At 63.1% G+C, this 19,426-nt stretch carries 18 protein-coding genes, 1 tRNA gene and 1 other RNA gene; 10 read left to right on the top strand and 10 right to left on the bottom strand.

The window, feature by feature from the left end; translation table 11 throughout:
* Positions 1 to 178: 178 nt before the first annotated feature.
* Together ACWEO2_RS11615 and ACWEO2_RS11610 are read right to left on the bottom strand one after the other, a co-directional pair.
* Positions 179 to 544 carry a hypothetical protein gene (locus tag ACWEO2_RS11615; protein WP_452405241.1) on the bottom strand — a complete coding sequence of 122 codons (366 nt, stop codon included), beginning with the start codon at positions 542 to 544 and terminating at the stop codon, positions 179 to 181.
* Positions 545 to 803: 259 nt separating this feature from the next.
* Positions 804 to 1,535: a DUF998 domain-containing protein gene (locus ACWEO2_RS11610; RefSeq protein WP_452405240.1), complete on the bottom strand. Its 732-nt coding sequence runs from the start codon at positions 1,533 to 1,535 to the stop codon at positions 804 to 806.
* A 262-nt stretch (positions 1,536 to 1,797) separates the two neighbouring features.
* On the opposite strand from ACWEO2_RS11610, the gene ACWEO2_RS11605 reads away from it, so the two are divergent.
* Both ACWEO2_RS11605 and ACWEO2_RS11600 read left to right on the top strand, forming a co-directional pair.
* Positions 1,798 to 2,946, top strand: coding sequence for a sensor histidine kinase (locus tag ACWEO2_RS11605; protein WP_452405239.1), 1,149 nt, complete (start codon positions 1,798 to 1,800; stop codon positions 2,944 to 2,946).
* Positions 2,943 to 3,635: a response regulator gene (locus ACWEO2_RS11600; RefSeq protein ID WP_452405238.1), complete on the top strand. Its 693-nt coding sequence runs from the start codon at positions 2,943 to 2,945 to the stop codon at positions 3,633 to 3,635. Before ACWEO2_RS11605 ends, ACWEO2_RS11600 begins: the two co-directional genes overlap by 4 nt.
* Positions 3,636 to 3,779: 144 nt before the next feature.
* On the opposite strand, the gene ACWEO2_RS11595 is transcribed toward ACWEO2_RS11600, so the two are convergent.
* Together ACWEO2_RS11595 and ACWEO2_RS11590 are read right to left on the bottom strand one after the other, a co-directional pair.
* Positions 3,780 to 4,613, bottom strand: a complete 834-nt coding sequence (locus ACWEO2_RS11595) for a hypothetical protein (RefSeq protein WP_452405237.1) — start codon at positions 4,611 to 4,613, stop codon at positions 3,780 to 3,782.
* A 427-nt stretch (positions 4,614 to 5,040) separates the two neighbouring features.
* Positions 5,041 to 5,128 (bottom strand) — tRNA-Ser (locus ACWEO2_RS11590).
* 140 nt (positions 5,129 to 5,268) lie between these two features.
* Between ACWEO2_RS11590 and ffs the strand changes: the two genes are divergently transcribed.
* Positions 5,269 to 5,363: signal recognition particle sRNA small type (gene ffs / locus ACWEO2_RS11585), an RNA gene on the top strand.
* A 143-nt stretch (positions 5,364 to 5,506) separates the two neighbouring features.
* Entirely contained in the window at positions 5,507 to 6,796 is a 1,290-nt protein-coding gene (locus ACWEO2_RS11580) for an aminotransferase class I/II-fold pyridoxal phosphate-dependent enzyme (protein WP_452405236.1), read from the top strand.
* A 97-nt stretch (positions 6,797 to 6,893) separates the two neighbouring features.
* Here the strand turns inward: ACWEO2_RS11580 and ACWEO2_RS11575 are convergent, their stop codons facing one another.
* Entirely contained in the window at positions 6,894 to 7,742 is an 849-nt protein-coding gene (locus ACWEO2_RS11575) for a methyltransferase domain-containing protein (protein ID WP_452405235.1), read from the bottom strand.
* A 222-nt stretch (positions 7,743 to 7,964) separates the two neighbouring features.
* Here ACWEO2_RS11575 and ACWEO2_RS11570 point away from each other — a divergent pair, with 222 nt between their 5' ends.
* Together ACWEO2_RS11570 and ACWEO2_RS11565 are read left to right on the top strand one after the other, a co-directional pair.
* Positions 7,965 to 8,558, top strand: a complete 594-nt coding sequence (locus tag ACWEO2_RS11570; protein WP_452405234.1) for an HhH-GPD-type base excision DNA repair protein — start codon at positions 7,965 to 7,967, stop codon at positions 8,556 to 8,558.
* A gap of 114 nt (positions 8,559 to 8,672) precedes the next feature.
* The gene (locus ACWEO2_RS11565; protein WP_452405233.1) at positions 8,673 to 9,383 is read left to right on the top strand and encodes a hypothetical protein; all 711 of its coding nucleotides are present in this window, start codon (positions 8,673 to 8,675) and stop codon (positions 9,381 to 9,383) included.
* Positions 9,384 to 10,357: 974 nt separating this feature from the next.
* On the opposite strand, the gene cyaB is transcribed toward ACWEO2_RS11565, so the two are convergent.
* The 5 genes from cyaB to ACWEO2_RS11540 form a co-directional block, all read right to left on the bottom strand.
* Positions 10,358 to 10,924 (bottom strand): class IV adenylate cyclase, encoded by a 567-nt coding sequence (cyaB, locus tag ACWEO2_RS11560; protein ID WP_452405232.1) that lies wholly within the window; start codon positions 10,922 to 10,924, stop codon positions 10,358 to 10,360.
* A gap of 8 nt (positions 10,925 to 10,932) precedes the next feature.
* Positions 10,933 to 12,312 carry a hypothetical protein gene (locus ACWEO2_RS11555; protein ID WP_452405231.1) on the bottom strand — a complete coding sequence of 460 codons (1,380 nt, stop codon included), beginning with the start codon at positions 12,310 to 12,312 and terminating at the stop codon, positions 10,933 to 10,935.
* Positions 12,313 to 12,364: 52 nt separating this feature from the next.
* Positions 12,365 to 12,583 (bottom strand): hypothetical protein, encoded by a 219-nt coding sequence (locus tag ACWEO2_RS11550; RefSeq protein WP_452405230.1) that lies wholly within the window; start codon positions 12,581 to 12,583, stop codon positions 12,365 to 12,367.
* The gene (locus tag ACWEO2_RS11545) at positions 12,580 to 12,912 is read right to left on the bottom strand and encodes a hypothetical protein (protein WP_452405229.1); all 333 of its coding nucleotides are present in this window, start codon (positions 12,910 to 12,912) and stop codon (positions 12,580 to 12,582) included. The genes ACWEO2_RS11550 and ACWEO2_RS11545 overlap by 4 nt, the downstream gene beginning before the upstream one ends.
* Before the next feature lie 270 nt (positions 12,913 to 13,182).
* Positions 13,183 to 13,668: a DNA-directed RNA polymerase subunit beta gene (locus tag ACWEO2_RS11540; protein WP_452405228.1), complete on the bottom strand. Its 486-nt coding sequence runs from the start codon at positions 13,666 to 13,668 to the stop codon at positions 13,183 to 13,185.
* A gap of 238 nt (positions 13,669 to 13,906) precedes the next feature.
* On the opposite strand from ACWEO2_RS11540, the gene ACWEO2_RS11535 reads away from it, so the two are divergent.
* The 4 genes from ACWEO2_RS11535 to ACWEO2_RS11520 all read left to right on the top strand — a co-directional run bounded on the left by ACWEO2_RS11535 (position 13,907) and on the right by ACWEO2_RS11520 (position 19,296).
* Positions 13,907 to 15,343 (top strand): helix-turn-helix domain-containing protein, encoded by a 1,437-nt coding sequence (locus ACWEO2_RS11535; protein ID WP_452405227.1) that lies wholly within the window; start codon positions 13,907 to 13,909, stop codon positions 15,341 to 15,343.
* 7 nt (positions 15,344 to 15,350) lie between these two features.
* Positions 15,351 to 16,265 (top strand): phosphotransferase family protein, encoded by a 915-nt coding sequence (locus tag ACWEO2_RS11530; RefSeq protein ID WP_452405226.1) that lies wholly within the window; start codon positions 15,351 to 15,353, stop codon positions 16,263 to 16,265.
* Between the two features lie 952 nt (positions 16,266 to 17,217).
* On the top strand, positions 17,218 to 17,715 hold the full coding sequence (locus ACWEO2_RS11525; RefSeq protein ID WP_452405225.1) for a hypothetical protein: 498 nt from the start codon (positions 17,218 to 17,220) through the stop codon (positions 17,713 to 17,715).
* 192 nt (positions 17,716 to 17,907) lie between these two features.
* Positions 17,908 to 19,296, top strand: a complete 1,389-nt coding sequence (locus tag ACWEO2_RS11520) for an FtsK/SpoIIIE domain-containing protein (RefSeq protein WP_452405224.1) — start codon at positions 17,908 to 17,910, stop codon at positions 19,294 to 19,296.
* The last annotated feature ends 130 nt before the right edge of the window (positions 19,297 to 19,426 follow it).

Below are 19,426 nucleotides of genomic sequence, written 5' to 3'. Positions count from 1 at the left end.
CCCGGTTCGTGTGTGGCTGCACTTCAGAGCCTCGAACACGCGTGTCTGCCACGCCGAAGGTTCGAGGTACCTCGCTCGATGGCGGATGCCCGGACATGCCTCGCCCGGCGACGTCACAACCTGGTCGGCATCGCCGAGCGAATTCGATTCCTATAGCGCGATATGCGGATGCGTTCGGTCAGTCACTGCCCCAGCCTTTGGGGAAGAAATTGTTCGAGCCCCAGCCTGGGGGGATGCCCCAGCCTGGCGGGAAGAAGCCCCAACCTGGCGGGAAGAGATGTTTCACGCCCCAGCCGCCGCATTTGTCGGTGTCCCAACGATCACCCTGCCAGCGATCGATGCCCCCAAGGTCGTAACTGTCGTCACAGCCATAGTCATGATCAGTGCGCACTACACCGGGTGTGGGCGCCGGTGCCGCCATGGCGGGCACTGACACCATCGGAATCGTCATCGCGGCCCCGGCCAGCGCGACCGTCGCGAGCCGCCGACCGGTATCGGCGGCGGTCTTTTTGGTAATCATCGTGCCTTCTTCCGGCGAGTTCATCGCACGGGTCCGACTCGCCGATTCGTCGAGCTGTCCATCCCCCGACGCATCTGATCCTAGGCGCGTGGCGCCGGTCGCCACCAGCGTCCCGACAGCCTGAACTCACCCGAAATGCGCGCGAACCGCCGCGCCGAGTCGATGCTCCGGTTGCCGCCGCGCTGACCCAAGGGTCTCCTGCGGATCCCCTCGGTCACTGCACGAACATTTGAGTGTCAGCCAAATCCCTTGAATTTCAGGCTGTTTCGGCGCATCTGACGATTCAATTGTTACGTGTTGACGTCGTCAACACCGATCCCGAGTCGATCGTCCGCGCCCGACGCGCTGAGGTACTGGCCGAGAGTATGGCGATGGCCATGGCGAGAGTCCAGACATCCAGCGCGAACGCCGCGACACGTTCCTGGCCACCCATTCCGATTCCCGTGTCGACCTGACCGAAGAACAGCAACGCCCCCGCCACCGCGGCGGCGGCTATGGCGAGGGTAATGGGCCGCAGTCTGCCGAACTGAGAATCCCGGCGGACGAATCCGGCACAGCAGAGGCCAATATTTCCCAGTCCCATGATGAGTAGCGCGCCCAGTAGATGAAGGTTCTCGTCGACGTCCGCGGGAACAAAGCCGACCAAGACCCATCCGGCCGCATTGATGGCAAAGAGAATTCGAGCACCCACCGATATCCGGCCGCGGCCCCAGCAGGCACCGGTCAGCAGCGTACCGGCGAGCAGCAATACACCATGGAGGACGAAAGAGGCGTTCATCGCGTCGTGCAACGGTGAGCACACATATCGAGGTCGAGAGGGATCCGCGATCTGGCAGTAGACGTTGCCGAGATCGCTGATGTTGTTGTCCGCCCAGCTGTACGGCGTGCGCCAGCCGGATTGCACGATCAGTTGGACGACGAGGAACTGCACGGCGGCGACGATCCAGGTGACCGCACCGACTCGTACTGCCACGGAGGTGCGGATTTCGGAGTGAGCCGCGGGTTTGGATTTCACGATTTCCTTCCTGGCCCCGAATCGAGCCGGTTTTCTTTTCGTGAACGTTCGCAGTTGAGAGGGTCCCTGCACATCGCTGCGAATGGGGAAATCGGAATCCCCGCGTAGCGGGAGTCGGTGCTGGCTCTTTCGGGGGAGGTGTGCCGAACGGCTCGCCGGTAGGGTCCGGACGGTGAGTGCGGTGATTCGTTCGCTTTTCGGCAGAGTCATGTACCGGGGTTGGCTATACGCGGCTATCGGCGCTGTCGTAAGCCTGCCTCCGATGGTCTCGGCCGTCATCGCGGCGTCGCCGAAATGGCCGGTGGCGCTGCGGGTCGTGGGATTCACTGTCGCGCTGTGCGCGGTAGTCGTGATGATGGGCGCTCCGCGGCGGGTGCGTCGGGGGTGCGTCGGACTGGCCAACCAGCTGCTGGGTACCGATCTGTCAGTCCCGCTGGAATCACCGATGTCCCCCTGGGGTGATCGGCTCCGGACATCGGCGTACCTGGCCGCACACATGGCGATCGGTGCGCTGGTGACCGTGGCGACCTGGTTGTCGGTGTTCGCGGCCGTGGTGTACGTCGCGGTCTGGTCGAGTGGTGGCGGTCCGGTGGCGAGCTTCGGATGGACCATCGACGTGCGGAATGGGTGGCAGGGCCTGTGGACGCTGCTCGTATCCGCCGGATGTCTGACGGTCGCGGCTTGCGTCGCCGTCGGCGGCGCACTGGTTATGCGCTCGCTCGCCCAATTCCTGCTCGGCATAACGGCCGCCGAGCGGCTCGCCTCCATGGAGGAGCAGTTGGATCGGCTGGCCCAGCGCAACCGTTTGGCCCAGGAGCTGCACGACTCGATCGGGCACACCTTGACGGCCTCGACCATCCAGGCCGCTGTCGCCGGGGAACTGATGGACAGCGATCCGCAGGCGGCCCGACGCGCGCTCAGCAGCATCGAGGAGACGTCCCGCGCGGCGATGGACGATCTCGACCATGTGCTCGGCGTGCTGCGGGAAGGGAGGTCGCCCACCGCGCCGCAGCACACGCTCGCCGACCTCGGGCCCTTGACGGAGCGGGTCCGGCAGGCCGGCGCCGGGCTGCGTGTGGTGACGTCGGGAGACCTCACCCAGGTCCAGGCCACCGTGTCGCGAGAGGCTTACCGGATCATTCAGGAGGGCCTGACCAACGCCTTGCGGCACAGCGAAATGACCGAGATCAGCCTGCGGGTAGCAGTGCAGGACGGCTGCCTGGAGGTGGAGCTCATCAACCCGCTCGATGCCAACACGCCCTTCCGCCCGGACCGGGAGCAGGGACACGGGCTGACCGGGATCGCCGAACGGGTGCGGCTGCTGCGTGGCGAGGTGTCCGCTGGGCGTGCGGGAGAGCGGGGCACGCATTGGCGGCTGATCGTACGGATACCGCTACGGTCGGTGCCATGAACGCGAGCGGTGGCCCTGACCCGGGCCCGCGGGTCACCGTCCTCATCGTGGACGACGAGGAGCTCAGCCGCACCGGCCTGCGGGCGTTACTCTCGGCCAAACCCGACCTGGACGTCGTCGGCGAGGCAGCGGACGGCGCCGATGTGCTTCCCATGGTCGAGCGGCTCCGCCCCGACGTCGTCCTGATGGACGTGCGGATGCCGGTTGTGGACGGCATCGAGGCGACCCGGCGGCTGCGGTCCGCGCTGCCCGACCCGCCGAAGGTCATCGTGATCACCACCTTCGAGAACGACGAACACGTCTATGACGCCCTGCGGGTCGGCGCCAGTGGGTTTATCCGAAAGCGAGCCCCCGTACAGCAGATCGCGCACGCCATCCGGCTGGTGGCCACGGGCGACTCCGTGCTCTTCCCGGATGCCGTTCGCCGCTTGGCGGCGGGCAGGCCGGTACGTCGGCATGCCGCCACCGGTAGAGCGACCGCGCTGACCGGCCGCGAGACCGAGACGCTGCGGCTCATGGCGAAGGGGCAGTCCAATCCAGAAGTCGCCGAACAACTGCAGGTGAGCCTGGAGACTGTGAAAACGCACGTGGGCAATGTGCTGGCCAAGCTGGGCGCGAGCAATCGCACCCAGGCCGTCGTCTTCGCCTACGAAGCGGGTCTGGTGAGCTTGGGGGCAGACGACGACTAGTGACGAGGTATCGGTATCTCCGATACCTCGGCCCCTTTGACTTGTCACGAACCGACAGGCCAAAGGGGCCGCGTGCCGCAGCCGATATAGCCACGGGTCCATTTCAGGCGGTATCGCGACCTGTTCGACAAAGTGGAACGTCTGTCAATCGGTCACGGATTGGACTGTGGCGTCCTCAGCTGGGCCGAGGGCTCGTGGGGGTGCGGTGAGGGCCTGCATTGCGCCGAGACCTGCGCCGATTCCCGCGCCGATGGCGGCGAGCGGTGCCGCCATGATGGCCGCGCCGTATGCGGCGCCGATGGGCCCCCCGGCGAGACCGATCGGTGCGAACGGCACGCCGATCACCAGCCCGAGTGCACCGCCGACACCCGCGCCGATCAGTGCGAACGGGCTCGCCACCGTTGCGCCTGCGGCAGCACCGAGCGCCGCGGAGCCGACGGTCTGACTCGCAATACGATCGGAGCGAGTGCGTTCCATACCAACCGAGTCGAAGAACGTTGCGAGATCGGCCTCGGTGACCGCCGCGGCGTCGTTGAGTTGGATGGCGGGCTCCCGTGGCAGCCAATCCGGCGCCTCGACCTGCACGTTCCCGAAACGCAACATGCCGGGCGGCGGCGCGATCGGCGGCACCGGCTCGACCGGGACCGGACCGTGCAGGAACTCGACCGGCGACAGATACTCGCTTTTCGGTACCGGCCGCGCCCACTGCAGTGAACTGCGCGTGTCGTCCGGGATTCGCGTTCCCCGGTACGGGCGCACATTCGGCGCTTGGGCGGAGGGCCAGTCCCGGGACTGTTTCGGCTGCTCTGCCTGCACGGCGGGGGTCCCCTCGCCGGCATCCGTGTCGTCGGCCACGAAGGCAACATCGCCGCCGTGCTCGGTCTGGCTCACCGGAACGTACCGGCCGGGCTCGGCATTGGCGGTACCGCTGCTACCCACCAGAGTGAGCACAACGGGAACCGCTCCAGCCACCACCATCGACCCCACCTTCTGCTGACGCAAACTGACTTTCCTGTGCTTGCCTGTGCCCATCTATTACCTTTCACAGTGCAGAGACCTTGTTGATTCGCATTCGGATCACGGGGCGTCTTGGATGGTCGAGCATGCCGTTACAGGTTCGAACCTGGGCCATCACCAGGAGTTTTCGGCTGTCGAGCACCCTGGATCGCGGGTGAATATGCCCACCATCAACCAGCTGCGCCGCAACAGGGCACATGACTCGGTCGGACTTGCCGAGCAGTCGGCGCTGGATCCCGGGGGTGTCGCATGTCTTTGGTCGAGCGGCAGCACGGTTTCGGTGGCTTTACCGACCTGCAGGCTCTAGACGATGCCGTGACCGATGCACGTTGCCCGTCAACAAAAACAGCAGGTCAGGGCAGTGAATACTGCCCTGACCTGCTGTTTGTGGCGGAGGATAGGGGATTTGAACCCCTGAGGGCGTTAACCCAACCCGCGTTCCAGGCGAGCGCCATAGGCCACTAGGCGAATCCTCCGTGCAGCAGCATACCGGGTGCACCCGGCCGGTCACCAAATTGGGGCTGGTGGAGGCGAGAAGTCCCAGTTCGGTCCCGTTTCGACGCGGTACGGTCCACCCCGGTGGTGATCGTTGTCGGATCTGCCCGCTACACTTGCGAACGGATCCCGCGCGGCGCGCATCCTGTGAACTCCCCCAGGGCCGGAAGGCAGTAAGGGTCAACGGGCTCTGCCGGGTGCGCGGGGTCCCCTATATTCACTCCAATTCGGAGCAACCGCCGGGTAACGTGAACACGGTCCGCCGGACGTCCAACGCGCTCGGCCGGATCAGCCGTCCGACCGCGGCACATCGGTTCGGACGTCAATCGCCCCTTAGCTGCTTCGAAAGGCTGCCCAGGATGCCCCGGCAAACGCAGATCGGTTTGATGAGCAATCCGGAGCTCGTGTCCGAACACGAGATCCAGACCGCGAATTACGCGAGGCTCGAGACCGAGAAGCTCACGCTGGACCTCACCCGGGGAAAACCTTCGCCGGAACAACTCGACCTCTCCGCGGAACTGCTCTCGCTGCCCGGTGCGGGCGATTTCAAGGACGGCACCGGCACCGACTGCCGCAACTACGGTGGACTGCACGGTCTCCCGGAGCTGCGCGCGATCTTCGGTGAGCTGCTCGGCATTCCGGTCGAGAACCTGATCGCGGGCAATAACGCCAGCCTCGAGCTGATGCACGATGTGATCAGCTACGCACTGCTGTACGGCACCCCGGATTCCGAGCGGCGCTGGGTGGCCGAGCCCACCTTGAAGTTCCTGTGCCCCAGTCCGGGCTATGACCGGCACTTCGCCATTACCGAGGCGCTCGGCTTCGAGATGATTCCGATTCCGATCCGTCACGACGGTCCGGATGTGCACGCCATTGCCCAGCTGGTGGCGAACGATCCACAGATCAAGGGACTGTGGGCGGTGCCGAACTACTCCAACCCGACCGGTGTCGTCTTCTCCGAAGACATTGTCCGGGAACTGGTTTCGATGCCGACCGCAGCGCCGGACTTCCGGCTGATCTGGGACAACGCCTATGCGGTGCACCCGCTGACCGATACCGCCGCGCCGGTTCTCGATGTGCTGGGCATGGCGGCCGCCGCCGGAAACCCCAACCGGCCCATTGTCTTCGCGTCCACCTCGAAGATCACCTTCGCTGGCGCGGGCGTCAGTTTCCTCGGCGCGTCCACGCCGAACCTGAACTGGTACCTCGGTCATGCTGCGAAGAAGAGCATCGGCCCGGACAAGATCAACCAACTGCGCCACCTGCGTTTCTTCAAGAACGCCGATGGCGTGCGCGCGCATATGCAGAAGCACCGCGCCATCCTGGAGCCGAAATTCGCACTGGTGCTCAAGATTCTGGAGGACCGGCTCGGCGCGTCCAAGGTGGCGTCCTGGACCGAGCCGAAGGGCGGCTACTTCATCAGCCTCGATGTGCTGGAAGGCACCGCGGCCCGGGTGATCGCGCTGGCCAAGGACGCCGGAATCGCGCTCACCGCGGCGGGTTCGGCCTTCCCATACCGGAATGATCCGGAGGACAAGAACATTCGCATCGCCCCCAGCTTCCCGCAGCTGCCGGAACTGGAGAAGGCGATGGACGGTCTGGCCACCTGTGTGCTCTTGGCGGCCACCGAGAAACTGCTCGGAAACTAGTCGAAGAATGCGGTGGGCGCGTACCGAATCGGTACGCGCCCACCGCATTCTGAACCCGGTCAGGTGCGCCCGGACTACCTCATTCGACGGCCACGATTCAGCGGGGCTTATGGGCCAGGACGGCGAACATGGTGACCGATAGGTGGATATCACCGCTCGCGGCACCGCGCTCCAGATCCGCGATCAACTGATCGCGCTGCGCCTCGGTGATGGATCCGCGCGCCACCGCCATGGCCGAGATCCGGTTGACCAGCGAGCCAGTGCCGACCGTCCGATCCTGTACCAAGGCGTGCGAGCCGATCTCATCGATCACCAGGCCCGCTTTGGTCAGCAGTCCGGGCAGGCGGCGGCCGGAGAACGGGTTGGTGGTCGCGTCGATCAGCGTGTCGATGACCTCGCGAACCACCCGGCGGTCGCCCGGGTGCACGATCGCGGTGCCCCAGTCGCTGTCCATCACCACAACGCGACCACCGGGCTTCAGCACCCGCGCGATCTCATTGGCCGCGCGATTGGGCGCGGTCAGATGCTGGAACACCCGCTCGCAGAGTGCGGCGTCGAAGGTGTCCGCGCCGAACGGCAGTCCGTAGGCGTCGCCGGAAAGGAATTTGGCCGTCGACCCGGCCTGTTCGGCCCGGCGTTGGGCGGAGGCGAGCAGCTGCGGATCGGGTTCGACGCCGATCGCCGTGCCGGTGGGGCCGACCGCGTCCGCGAACGCCATGACCTCCGAACCGGTGCCCGATCCGATTTCGACCGCACTTTCGCCGGGTTGCAGCGCCAATGCTTCATGTGCCCACGTGCGCAGCCGCCGAATTCCGGGCAGCGCGGCTTGTAGATCGCGCACGTCCACCAATTGATCCTGGCCCGCGCTGTCGAAGCGATCCGGGCGCAACCCCTGCATATCCATGGGCCCGATTCCGTCTCTAGGTATTGCCGTCGTCTGAGGCATGCGCAGAGCCTACTTGGGGGCTGAGCACCCCGCACGGTAGGTCTGTGAGCTCTATCACGATTAGGTCATACCACCCATCCGGGTGGGATGGACCACGTGACCGACCTTTTTCCGGTGACCTGTCAGCAGTCGTCAGCAGCGTCGAGTGAGATGATCGGGAGGCCGACCTTTTCGAGCGACCCGCAAGCAGTCGCCAGCGCTGCACCGGCGAAAGGAAGTCCCGTGGCCAAAGCGAAGTCCGCGACTGTCAAGCTGTGCCTCGCGCAGGAACCCGAGGCCGACAAACTCCTTTCCGAGGATCCCTTCGCACTGCTGACGGGCATGCTGCTGGATCAGCAGTTCCCGCTCGAACATGCCTTCCGCGGGCCGAAGAAAATCGCGGACCGGATGGACGGCTTCGATATCCAGCGGATCGCCGACGCCGATGCCGACGCCTTCGAGGAACTGTGCGCCACGCCGCCCGCCATCCACCGCTACGGCCGGTCCATGGCCCGCCGGACCCAGGAGCTCGCTCGGTACGTGGTCGAGAACTACGACGGCAAGACCGAACGGATCTGGACGCAGGGCGATCCGGACGGCAAAGAAGTACTGCGCCGACTGAAGGACCTCCCCGGCTATGGCGATCAGAAGGCCAGGATCTTCCTCGCCCTGCTCGGCAAGCAGCTCGGCATGCGGCCGACAGGCTGGGAAGCGGCGGCAGGTGCCTACTCCGAGCAGGGTTCGCGTCGCTCCGCCGCCGATATCGTCGACGGCGAATCGCTGCTGGAAGTGCGGGCATTCAAGAAGCAGATGAAGGCCGCCGCCAAGAAGTCCTGAGGTCGCTCCGGATTTGCCCTATTGGAATCTGCGTGCATTTTTCCCTCGTGCCCGATTGATTTCTCACCGATGCTTTTCCCTCGATAGCAACACCTAGATGAGGGAATGCAGTACATGAGGATGAGGAAGCTCGCCGTCGTCGCGGCGCTGGTGACCGTGGCGACCGGAGTGGCCGCGGGTACCTCCGGCGCCGCCCCGGACGCGTCCGAAAGCGATAATGGCGCAATCAATTTCACTGCCGAGGCGGTCAACGATTCATCGATCATCAAGACCGACGCGGGTTCGCTGGTGGTCGAGGATGGTGTCTTCAAAATCAAGGCGGCCGATGGCGCCGTGCTAGCGGGGACCCCGCTGAAGTTCAGCATCGAAGATTTCGAATTCCCGATCGCCGCACAGATTTCCGATCGCACCGCGACTTTGACCCCGCAGATCGATCGCGAGCACGCGGTCTACAAGCCGGTGGCGCTGCCTTACGAGGACCAGGCGCCATGGAAGACCCCGTACGACCGTGAGGTCGCGGCCTGGACCCGGCTGACGAGCACCATTTCGGCGGCCGCCACGATCGGCACGCTGGTCGGTGGTCTCGCGGGCGGTGCGGCCGGCTGCGTGCTCGGTGGTATTGCCGGTGCGACGGTCGCCTCGGCCACCATCGTCGGCCTGTTCGGTCCGTTCATTCCGGCCGCCGCCATCGGCTGCCTCGGCGGCATCATTGCCGTCGGTGCGCTGGGCACCCTGGCCGGTCAGATCTTCGTGACGGCTCCGGTCGCGATCGGTGCGGCAATCCAGTACTTCACCACGGTCAATTCCCCATTCTCGGGTAAATGATCTGACCTGGGGAAATAGGTAGATTTGTGGCCCTGACCGGCGACTATTCCAGCTGTGTGATAGTCGTCACGCCTCGGCCTCGGTGTCAGTGAGTGTATCTCGCTGGCACCGGGGCCATCGTCGTGTCCCGGGCACGTAGATTTCGATGGCAAGCCCCGTAGGGGCGCGGCAGCACTGGGCGACCAGAGATGACTCCGCAGCGCGAATCAATCATGGTCGCAGCGACGGCGGGGCGTGCTCGGGTGAAGGGGTGAGCGAGGTAGAGATAGGCAGCGGTCTCACGGGTTGATCGCTGTGGCGTTCATCGTCGTTGCGAGTGGCGAACAACGCTAGGCCGATGCCGATCAACGCTACCGCGACGATGACCGCGATCTTCCCTCGTAACGTGCGGAGGTGCTGCCGGATCGTCAGCGGATCGTGTGTCACTGTGCCCCCTGTGAGGCGTAGATGGTCTAGCGGTCGAATCGCTGGGTGCCGGTTCGCCGTTACTGTCGCTGAGGTACTCCGGCGTGAGGGTGGTGTTGTGGTGGTTCGGTCCCCCATCCTGGTTCTGCGCCGGGGTGCCCGCCCGGGAGCGGAGCGGGAGGGCGGGTGCACCGGGCGGCGCGCGCATGCGCGCCGCTCTTGATTCTGTAGAGGGAAATTCGGCAAGTTCTGTTACTTGGGTTTCCGGCTTCTTTTCTTCTTTTTCTTTCTCTTCCGGGGGCTCCCAATTTTTCTCACTCTTCTACATGAACCTATCAAGCTTGCGGCACAACAGATTTCGCGGGACTGATCGGATTCCCCGCACATCCAGCGACGCACCGCGGCAGGCACCTACGGCGCAAGGCTCCAGGATTGGGGAAGACGAATCCGGCATGACGCAGGGCCGCCACATGTGGAAACCCCGGTGTCTGAGGGGCTGACACCAGGGGTTTGGCGGTTGCCGTGTTCGTGGCGAGGGTGGGTGTACAGAAGTCCTCGTCGGGTTGTTATCAGTGGGCTGCGGCCATGACCAGATCGCGGTAGGGCAGGCCGACGACCAGGTAATCGGTTATGCCGAGTTCGGTTTCGATCTCTTCGAGGTGGATGGTTGCGGCGTCGGTGTCTGCGGCGGTGACCTCGGTTTCTACGAAGGTTCCGGCGTGGGTGACGGCGTCGATAGCGACGATGATGTCGTCGTGTTCGGGGTGCTCGTAGATGGTGCGAGCTTTCTCGACGCGAACGAGTTCGACCATGCCGATTGCGGTGAGCAGTTGGTTGGCGGCTGCTGCTTGGTCGGGACTACTGAGCGATACGTTGGTTTCGCGTTTGGCGATCACGTCGGCGTCGCTGTGGGTGGAGGCGTTTGACGGTGGCTTATAGGTGATTTCGGCGAAGCCGTCTCTCTGTCGAATGCGAAGGCACTCAACGGTTTTCATGTAGTCGACATCGGGGCGGCTGTAGTAGGTGTCGACTTCGGTGAGGTGTCCGGCCTCGCGGTAGCCGAGTTCGGTGAGCCGCTGGCGGAGGGTGCTGGGGTCGGGGAGTTCGCGTTTACGCTCAACCTCGATCAAGTGCATGGGTTGGATCATCCTCTCGTGTGGATGGCGGTGTGGACGCGGGCAAGGCTGGGTTTGGAGCAATGTTGGCGGATGGTTCCGAGTGCCTGCTGTAGGGCGTCGGAGTCGGTGACGGGGATGTTCTGGAACAACACCATCTGCTTGGCGTCGCTGAGTGGGTTGGCGAGGTTCTTGCCTAGGAACCGGTTGTAGTAGTGGCGTTCTCGGACAAAGACATCGGTGGGTTGTACCGGCATGAGAACGGATGGCATGCCGGTGTCGGTCTCGGCGGAGTGGACGGCGAAGGCCGTCAGTAGCTCGTCGGCGGTGAGGTAGGCGTAGGTCTCTCGGCCTTCGCGCTCGAGCCAGCTACTCCAGATCTGGCCGCAGTCGTTGTTGCCGCGTTCGACGGCTGCGAGGAACAGGTTCAGCGCGACATCGGTAACAGCGTCGAAGATGTCACCGTCGATCACCTGATGGTTGCCGTAGGATTCGCTGACCGCCCGGATGTTGGCGCGGTCGTTGGAAGACATCCAGGCGCTATCGGTGAATGCGAAGTGCACGCGCTTGTGACCGGTGCGGAAATCTATCCAGTCTCCCGAGAGTTGTCCGTCGAGTATCGGCGTGAATCCCAGGATTCCCGAACGCCATACGTGGTCGCGCAGGGTGATGTAGTGGCGTTGCGCCTCGCGGAACAGTCCGATCGGGGCGTGGATGACGGCGCAGACGCGGGGGTCGAGTTTCGGGGCGGCGACGATGCGGGAGTTCTGGCGGACGATGACCTCGTCGTCGTGATGGTGGTAGGGGTGGGTGCCGTGGTGGAGGTAGTGCGGCAAGAACAGGCGCAGGAACTGCAACCATGACGGGGCACTGTAGGACTGGACGGCGGGCTCGTGCAGCGATGGTGCGTCGACGGCGTACACGTCGCGGTAGACGAAGAACGCGTAGGGTTTCAGCACACTCGGGAAGGTCCGGATCATCGTGTGCAGTCCGCTGTAGGCACCGCCGTAGGAGTAGACCTCGTGCAGCAGCGCCGACGCGCTGATGACATCGACGGGTTCATTGACCAACCCCGCGATGTCTTGCGCCCACCCACGTACCAGTGCGCACGTACCGACAGTATTGAAACGGTCAATGGCCTGGGTGAGAGTGTGTGACGTTATGCCAGGTGCCTCGATGAGGGTGAGACGAACGTTGCGGGGTTCGGCCTCCAGTTGGGATGCCAGGAACGTGACGGCCGCGCCGCCACCGGGGCCGATCTCGACGACGTGCGGGTCGGCATCGGCAACCCGAGCAAGGGCACGTTGAACGAGTAGCCCCTTCTCCTGGCCGTGGTCGTTGGCAGCCACGTCGAGGTAGGTTGCCTCGGATTTCTGTTGGTGGGCAAAGGAATTCGATGTACCGATCATTGCGCACCGCTGGCCTTTGGTCGGGGAGTGTGGTCGGTTGAGGTGAGGACGGCTACGGCTTGAGATAGAGGCGTTCATTGGGCAACCTAGATAGTTCAGCGGTGTCGCCAGGGATGACTTGCACCGCATCTGGGTAGTGGTGGGCGCGGAAGTCCTGAATGAACAGGAGTGCGGCGGTGAGGCAGGCGGCGAAGTCGAACCGTGCACCATGCAGGTACACGCTCAGATGAACGTCTGGATCCTCCGGTAGCGGGGAAGTCCGTTCACTCATGACGTCTCCCGTAATCGGTCGGTGCTGGTGCAGGCCACGAACTTGGTTGGCGTGATCAGGTCGCACGCCAGAGCGATAGCGCGTACGCGGCTGTTGAAGTGGGCCATGCTGGGCGCGATGACCGCTGCTGCTCCCTTGCCGCGTGCCGTCCCGACAATGAGGGCTGTCGGCATGAACGTGTCGTCACCGATGGTGACCAGTCCAGTCAGGGCGTAGCCGCGTCGCTGCGCCAACTCGGTGATCACTCGTTCGTCCCGCAACCGGTGCGGGCCACTGACATCAAGCGATAGAACGCCAATTGCCTTGGGAGCAAAAGTATTTGAGTTCATGGCTACCGCTCCTGCCACGGCGAAGCTGGTGTGGAGTCATCGGCTATGAAGTCGTCAACGTCATTGACAACCCGAACCCCGATCCACGGACACGGCAACGGCGACAGCATGTCCGTGATGCCGTAATGGTCGCCGATCTTCCCGTCGACCAGTGGGGCCATGGTCATGCAGAACCGGGACGGACACTGTACTGACTCCAACTCCCCGGTCTTACCGTTGAAGCTCCCGATCCCACACATCGACAACTTGATCCACGGCGCGCAACCACACTCACACATAAGTCGCCCACCTCCGCACGGGCCGGTACCGGCCTGAGCTCGCCCGGATCGCGTCGACCACCGCCAGGCCGGAGGGCCGGAATGTGCAGCGGGGCGGTTCGATCCAGCGCCGGAACTGCGCGCCTTTGTCGGCTGGCGACGGCAACGCGATGGTGCCACCAGCCCGGACGACCGAGACATCGAGGCGGTACATCTCGGTGAACAGGCCCACGTCATCGGGGATGTCCGGCCTGATGAGGAACGTCCACCTGTTTCGGCGTGGATGAGATGACACCGGTCCAAGGTCCGAACCCTGTTGCTGCATATGGAATTTCACCGATTGGCCGAGGTGTGCGGGCATGGTCAATGCCCCGACATGTTCGACCTTCATCACGATTCGGCCGAGTTGAGGTGGGTCAATGTTCGCGGGCAGATCGCACACTCGCCGGTAGAAGTGGCAGCGGGACAATGGTGTGTCCCCGAATGGTATGTGCTCCATCAGTTTTCAGACCTCTGCATCGGATTGCTCAGTGCTGACTGGTTCGGTTGGCAACTCACGTAGGGCGTTGATGCACTGCTCGATCACATCGGCACGGCGGTCAACCGGCCAGGGGATAGGCGGACCAACGAACGGTGTCCGGTCCGGTAGATCTGGATTCAACATCGTGCCCCCTCAGTGCTGCGAATGTTGTAGGTAGGAATCGGAATCGGCCCCGCATCGGACGCAGGTTCAGTCTGTGACCAGGCGCACGGAGGTCGGTATATGTTTGATGCGGACAGAAAATCTGTCCGCATCCGAGGCTGCACCGAAACCGGTCCCAAACGACCAGGTCAAAGAGGATGAAGCGATGGCCCAACAACCGCGCGAGCTGGCCGCTACGGAGTCGGCGCAACAGTTCTTCGGCGCGGAACTGCGGCACTGGCGACTGTTACGGAAGATGTCGCTGAACCAACTCGGTGCTATCAGTCACGACAGTGGTTCGCTCATCGGCAAGATAGAGAAGGCTCAACGACATCCGGGACGAGATTTCGCACAGCGAATGGACGAAGCGCTGGAGACCGGCGGTGTTCTCGAACGCATGTGGGTAGACATGAATTCCCAAGCGCTACCAACGGATTCAACAATTCCGTTGGTAGCGGACGAGCCCAACGCGCCATGGGTCGGCTGCGACGTGTTCGATCCTGTGCGCGAATGGTTGGACGAGACCGTTCCGGTCTTTGCCACAGGCGAAAACCATCGGCGTGTTGGCACCGCCGATATCGAGGTCATGTGGGCGATGTGCGACGTGTTCTCCAATGCGGACCACCATCTCGGCGGAGGTTACGCACGCGCGACTCTGGCGCGGTTTCTTGATGACGTAGTCGGACCGGCGCTGCGTGGCTCTTACGACAGTCGTATCGCGTCCGAGCTGTACGCAGTCGCGGCCCGACTGTGCGACCTCAGCGGCTTCATGTGTTTTGATTCAGCTCGACAGGGGTTGGGACAAAAGTACTTTCGGCAGGCTCTGCGGCTCGCAAAGGCAAGCGGCAATGCCGCGTTGGGGGCGCATATCCTCACAGACATGTCGATGCAGGCGCACTACCTGAGCCGTACGAAGGAGGCGCTGTGGTTCGGCACGGCGGCGGTACGCGCGGCAGAGCAATCGGGTTCACCAAGCAGTACTGCTAGGTGCAATGCAGTGCTAGCGCGTGCGCATGCGTTGAATGGCGACATGACCGCTGGCGCACAAGCGATGCTCGAAGCAGAGCGGCGGTTGAACCGTGCACGTCCGGATGACGAGCCTGATTGGATTCGGTTCTTCACTGAGCGGCAGTTGTCGGCGGAATTCATGTATGTGGCGCACGATGGGCAACGTGCTGTGGATGTACAACAACGCGCACCAGTGGTTCTGGCGAACTCGGTAGGGATGGAGCGTCGGCAAGTGTTGGTAGCGGCGACGCTGGCAGCGTCGTACGTACCCGAATCCGACAAGGCCACAACGGGCCAAAGCGTGGAGGTCGAGCAAGCGTGTCGGGTGCTCCTGGACACGATGCGCGTTGCTCGCGGTCTGACCAGCGCGCGCGGTATCGAGTCGATCAACATTGTTCGTCGTCGCCTGGCACCGTACGCTGATCTGGCTATCGTTCAGCAGGTCGAAAACGAGTTTCGATCCACAGTCGCACTAGTCGGGTAGGGCTGGCATGTCGTTGAAGGAGTACGCCGCGCTATCCGCTGCCTGCCAAGTCTGCGGGCTCGATCCCACTGCGGCGGAACTGATCCACCATTCGAGCAACGCTGTCTATGTCCTGCCACGTCACGGGGCCGTTGGACGAGTAAGCGCCAACGAGGCGGACCCCGACAGGCCGCGACGGATCTACGAAGTGACCGAATGGTTGACCGCACAGCATAAATTCGGCGCGACTGCTCCGCTCCTCGGCGTCGAACCGCTGCGGGTCAACGGATACACAGTTGGATTCTGGCAGTACTACCGACAAGCGACCGACGCCCCGGAGCTGACCTCGAGGGAGCTTGGCCGTCTTCTGCGTTCGCTGCATGACTTGCCCACGCCGATGATTGCACTTCAAGAGTGGACGCCGTTGGAATCGCTGCACGGCGCGCTACTCATGGACAGTGCCGTGAGCGTCATCAGCGAGGACGAACGTGCATGGCTGCTGAGGCGAATTGACGAGGTTCGTAAGGAACTGTCCGAACTAGATTGGCCATTAGGCGTCGGACTGATTCATGGTGACGCGTGGGCAGGAAATCTTCTGTGGGACAACAGGACTAATCCAGCTCGACCGATCCTCGGAGATTGGGACTGGGTCAGCATCGGCCCGCGAGAAGTGGACTTGATACCGACATGGCATGCCGCGGTGCGGTACGGACGTGACGAGACTTGGGTTCGGAACTTCATCAAGGAGTATGGCTACGACTTGTCGGAGTGGTCTGGGTACCGGGTGCTGCTGGACATGCGTGACCTTGTTCAGGTAACTGGGCCACTCCGACGAGCGACAACTTCAGTTGAGCACGCCCATCGGTTGCGGCAACGAATCGATGACATCCGTGCTGGCAACCGGCAATCGTCGTGGAGCCATTACGTTCCCGGCAGACTTTAGGTTTGGGTTTCCTATATAGGTGCCCGAAAACCAGCCGCGTTCACGCACTTGAGTCAGTCGCTGGATTGAATGTCAAGCCGACGCGCCGTTAGCGAAATTAGTTGTTGCGGTGAGGATTTCATAGCGAGGATTCGCCGAAAGTTCGTGGCAATATGCCCAAGAAATCTTGGGTTTTTTCTTGACCTTGGTCGTTTTGCCAGGATCATTGATGTAAGGGGAAGAATCACAGACCGGCCACGATACTAGCGAAAGGATATTGGCACAGTGTGGTTATCCCCAGCGCTGGTGCGGATCGGTCGAGGGGGCCGAGATGGCGATCCCGGTCCGGGCTGGCGGCGGAGTGATCATCCCGCATCGCTGAGTTCTCGCGGTGTGTTCGCGGCCAACCTGCGAACTCCGTTGCCGTACTTGATGTTCGGCGTTCCCTGTTTCCTGGAGTGTGGCCCTGTCGTATGCGATGCCGACGACGGGGATTCCACAAAATTTGTGGGCACACAGTCTGTGGGACATCGGTTCCTCGGCGGGGATAGGTGGCGTATGAAGGATAGAGAGATGAAAGGAGTTGTGATATCGCAATGTTGACGTTCGGATAGGTCCGAGCCTGTTCGTGGCTGTCCCTCCGCTGCAACGGAGGGACAGCGTGAACGAAAACAAACTCCATCGGTATCAAACGGGTCTGCACCCCTCGCCTTTGGAGTCCCCACTTTTCATTCCTTGCAGAAACGGAGGTCTCTGCTGTGTCCAGGGTAGTGCATTCACTATCCCTTCGTCACGTCCCCGGAGTGGGTTTATATGGCGTGCGTCACATTTGGTTTGGAATGTCGTGGCCGGTGGTGACGGTGTGCCGGGGGCGGTGCGGGTGTCGTGGCCCGCCTGTTTCCGCAGCTCGCGGTATACGAGTAGTCCTCTCTGCGCGGTTGGCGTGTGCTGCCGCGTCCCGACTGCCGGTGACGTGCTGGCGGTCGTGTCATTGGGGCAAATCTGCCCCCCTTTCATGGAGTTGATTGTCATGGCTTCTGAGCCACAGAAAGACCACAGGAAAGATGCCCGGTTCGAGCAGGTGTATGAGGAATGGTTCAAGTCCGGGTTGGTCCAGATCGGGCCGGTTCGTGCTGATACCGAGTACACCGGCGACCTGAATCGTCCCGGGCCGCAGAAGTTCGATCCGGTGACCAAGTTGAAGGTCTGGAAGATCGCGGTGACCGATCCGTCCGAGCAGAAGGCCAACCGGGCCAGCTTCGACCTGCTGTTGCTGTCCGATGAGGAGCCGGTGCCGACGACACCGGAAATCGCTCCCGGGCTGCGCCCGATCGCACTGACCGGGTTGACCGTTCAGCCTCGAGTCGCTGGCAATGACCAGTACAAGTATCTCGCCTACACGGTGCGTGCGACTGGTTACGCTCCGGCTCCCGGCCCTCGGTCGGGCGGGACCGGACCGAAAAGCGCCTGACCACCGGCGCTGACATCTAACAAGGGGTGGGTCCGGCCGCCTGCGTGACCGGACCCACCCCACATAACCCTACCGATCACGTGACCGTAATCGCCTGTAGGGCAACAACATTCACACACAAAACTTCAAGAAGGTTTGATTATGGTTCGTTCGGCGGAGTATCAGAAACCCCCGTCCGGGACACCCACAGTGATGGATGATCTCGGCAACGCGGTGTTCTACACGCTGGAAATGACGGTATTGGGGTTGGCACACCTGCTGTGGTGGGCGGTGCTGTTCCCGATGATCTCGCTACCACTGGCCGGTGCGGGCGCACTGTGGTGGTGGCAAGGCTGGCCATACGCGCTTGGGGCGGCTGCATTCTCCGTCGCTGCATGGGTGTGGTGGTGGGCCTGGTGGCCGCGCTCATGGAGGCGCTGGGTGTGGGGGCGAATGACCTCCCGCTATCTGTCCTGGAAACGGTACAAGCGGCGCTGGCAGACGCTGACCGCGATACACGGGCTGACCAAGATTCTTGACAACGGCGTCCAAACCCCGAGCCTGGTGAAAATCACCATCGGTGACACCGCCGATGAACTGGTGGTCAAGCTGGTCGGCGGTCAGACCGTGGCGATGTGGGCCAAGCAGTCCGATGCGCTGCGCCACGCCTTCGGTGCGGTTGGGGTCCGGGTGCGTAACGCCGAGTCGGGGTTCGTTCGGCTTCAGGTCATCCACACCGATCGCCTGATCGACCCGATACCGCTACCTCGGATTGTCCCGAAAACCGTTGATCTGGAAGCGCTGACGATCGGGCTGACCGAACTCGGGGAACCGTGGCGGTTGCGGTTGCTGGGCAATCAAGTCCTCGTCGCGGGAAAGATGGGCTCGGGTAAAGGTTCGGTGGTGTGGTCACTGATCGCGGCGCTGGGTCCAGCCATTCGCGACGGGCGCGTCGTGTTGTGGGTCATCGACCCGAAGGGCGGAATGGAGTACGGGGCAGCTCGGGAGTGGTTCGCGCGCTTCGCCTACGACAACGGCCCCATGGCGCTGGAACTGCTGCGGGACGCGGCGGCGTTGGTGCAATCCCGGGGTGTGCTCTATATGCCTCGCGCCGAACGCAAGATCACCCCGACCGTGGCCGAACCATTGGTCGTGGTGATCATCGATGAGGCCGCGAGCCTGACCGCCTACTACAGCGACCGCAAGATCAAAGACGAGATCACGCGGTTGATGGGCATCGTGCTCACCCAATCCCGGGCGGTGGCGGTGCCGATGGTCGGAGCTCTGCAAGACCCGTCCAAAGACGTCCTCGAACTGCGCCAGCTCTACCCGTACCGGATCGGTTTGCGGATGAGTGAGCCGACACAGCCGAACATGCTGTTCGGGCCGAGCGGGCGCGATCGGGGCGCGTTGTGTGACGAGATACCGGAAACCACTCCGGGTGTGGCCTACGTCGAGCACGAAACATCGGTGGAAATCACCAGGGTTCGCGCCTATTGGGTGACCGATGACGATATCGAGTGGATCATGCGCACCTATCCACCCCTGCCACGCCACCCCGACGGCACACCCCGACTCGACGACGAACCCGAACAGCAATGAACACCCGAACTCACACAAAGACGATCAACACCCCGGTGATCAGGGGAAACAGCACATCGCGACACGATAGGTAGCCTGGTATAAGCCGCGCCGGGCAACAGTACGAAACATCCTTTGCGAGCGGCATTCT

Source organism: Nocardia sp. NPDC004278 (assembly GCF_053602975.1).
The sequence above is the reverse complement of the archived record's forward strand: the minus strand, read 5'-3'. Positions and strand labels throughout refer to the sequence as shown.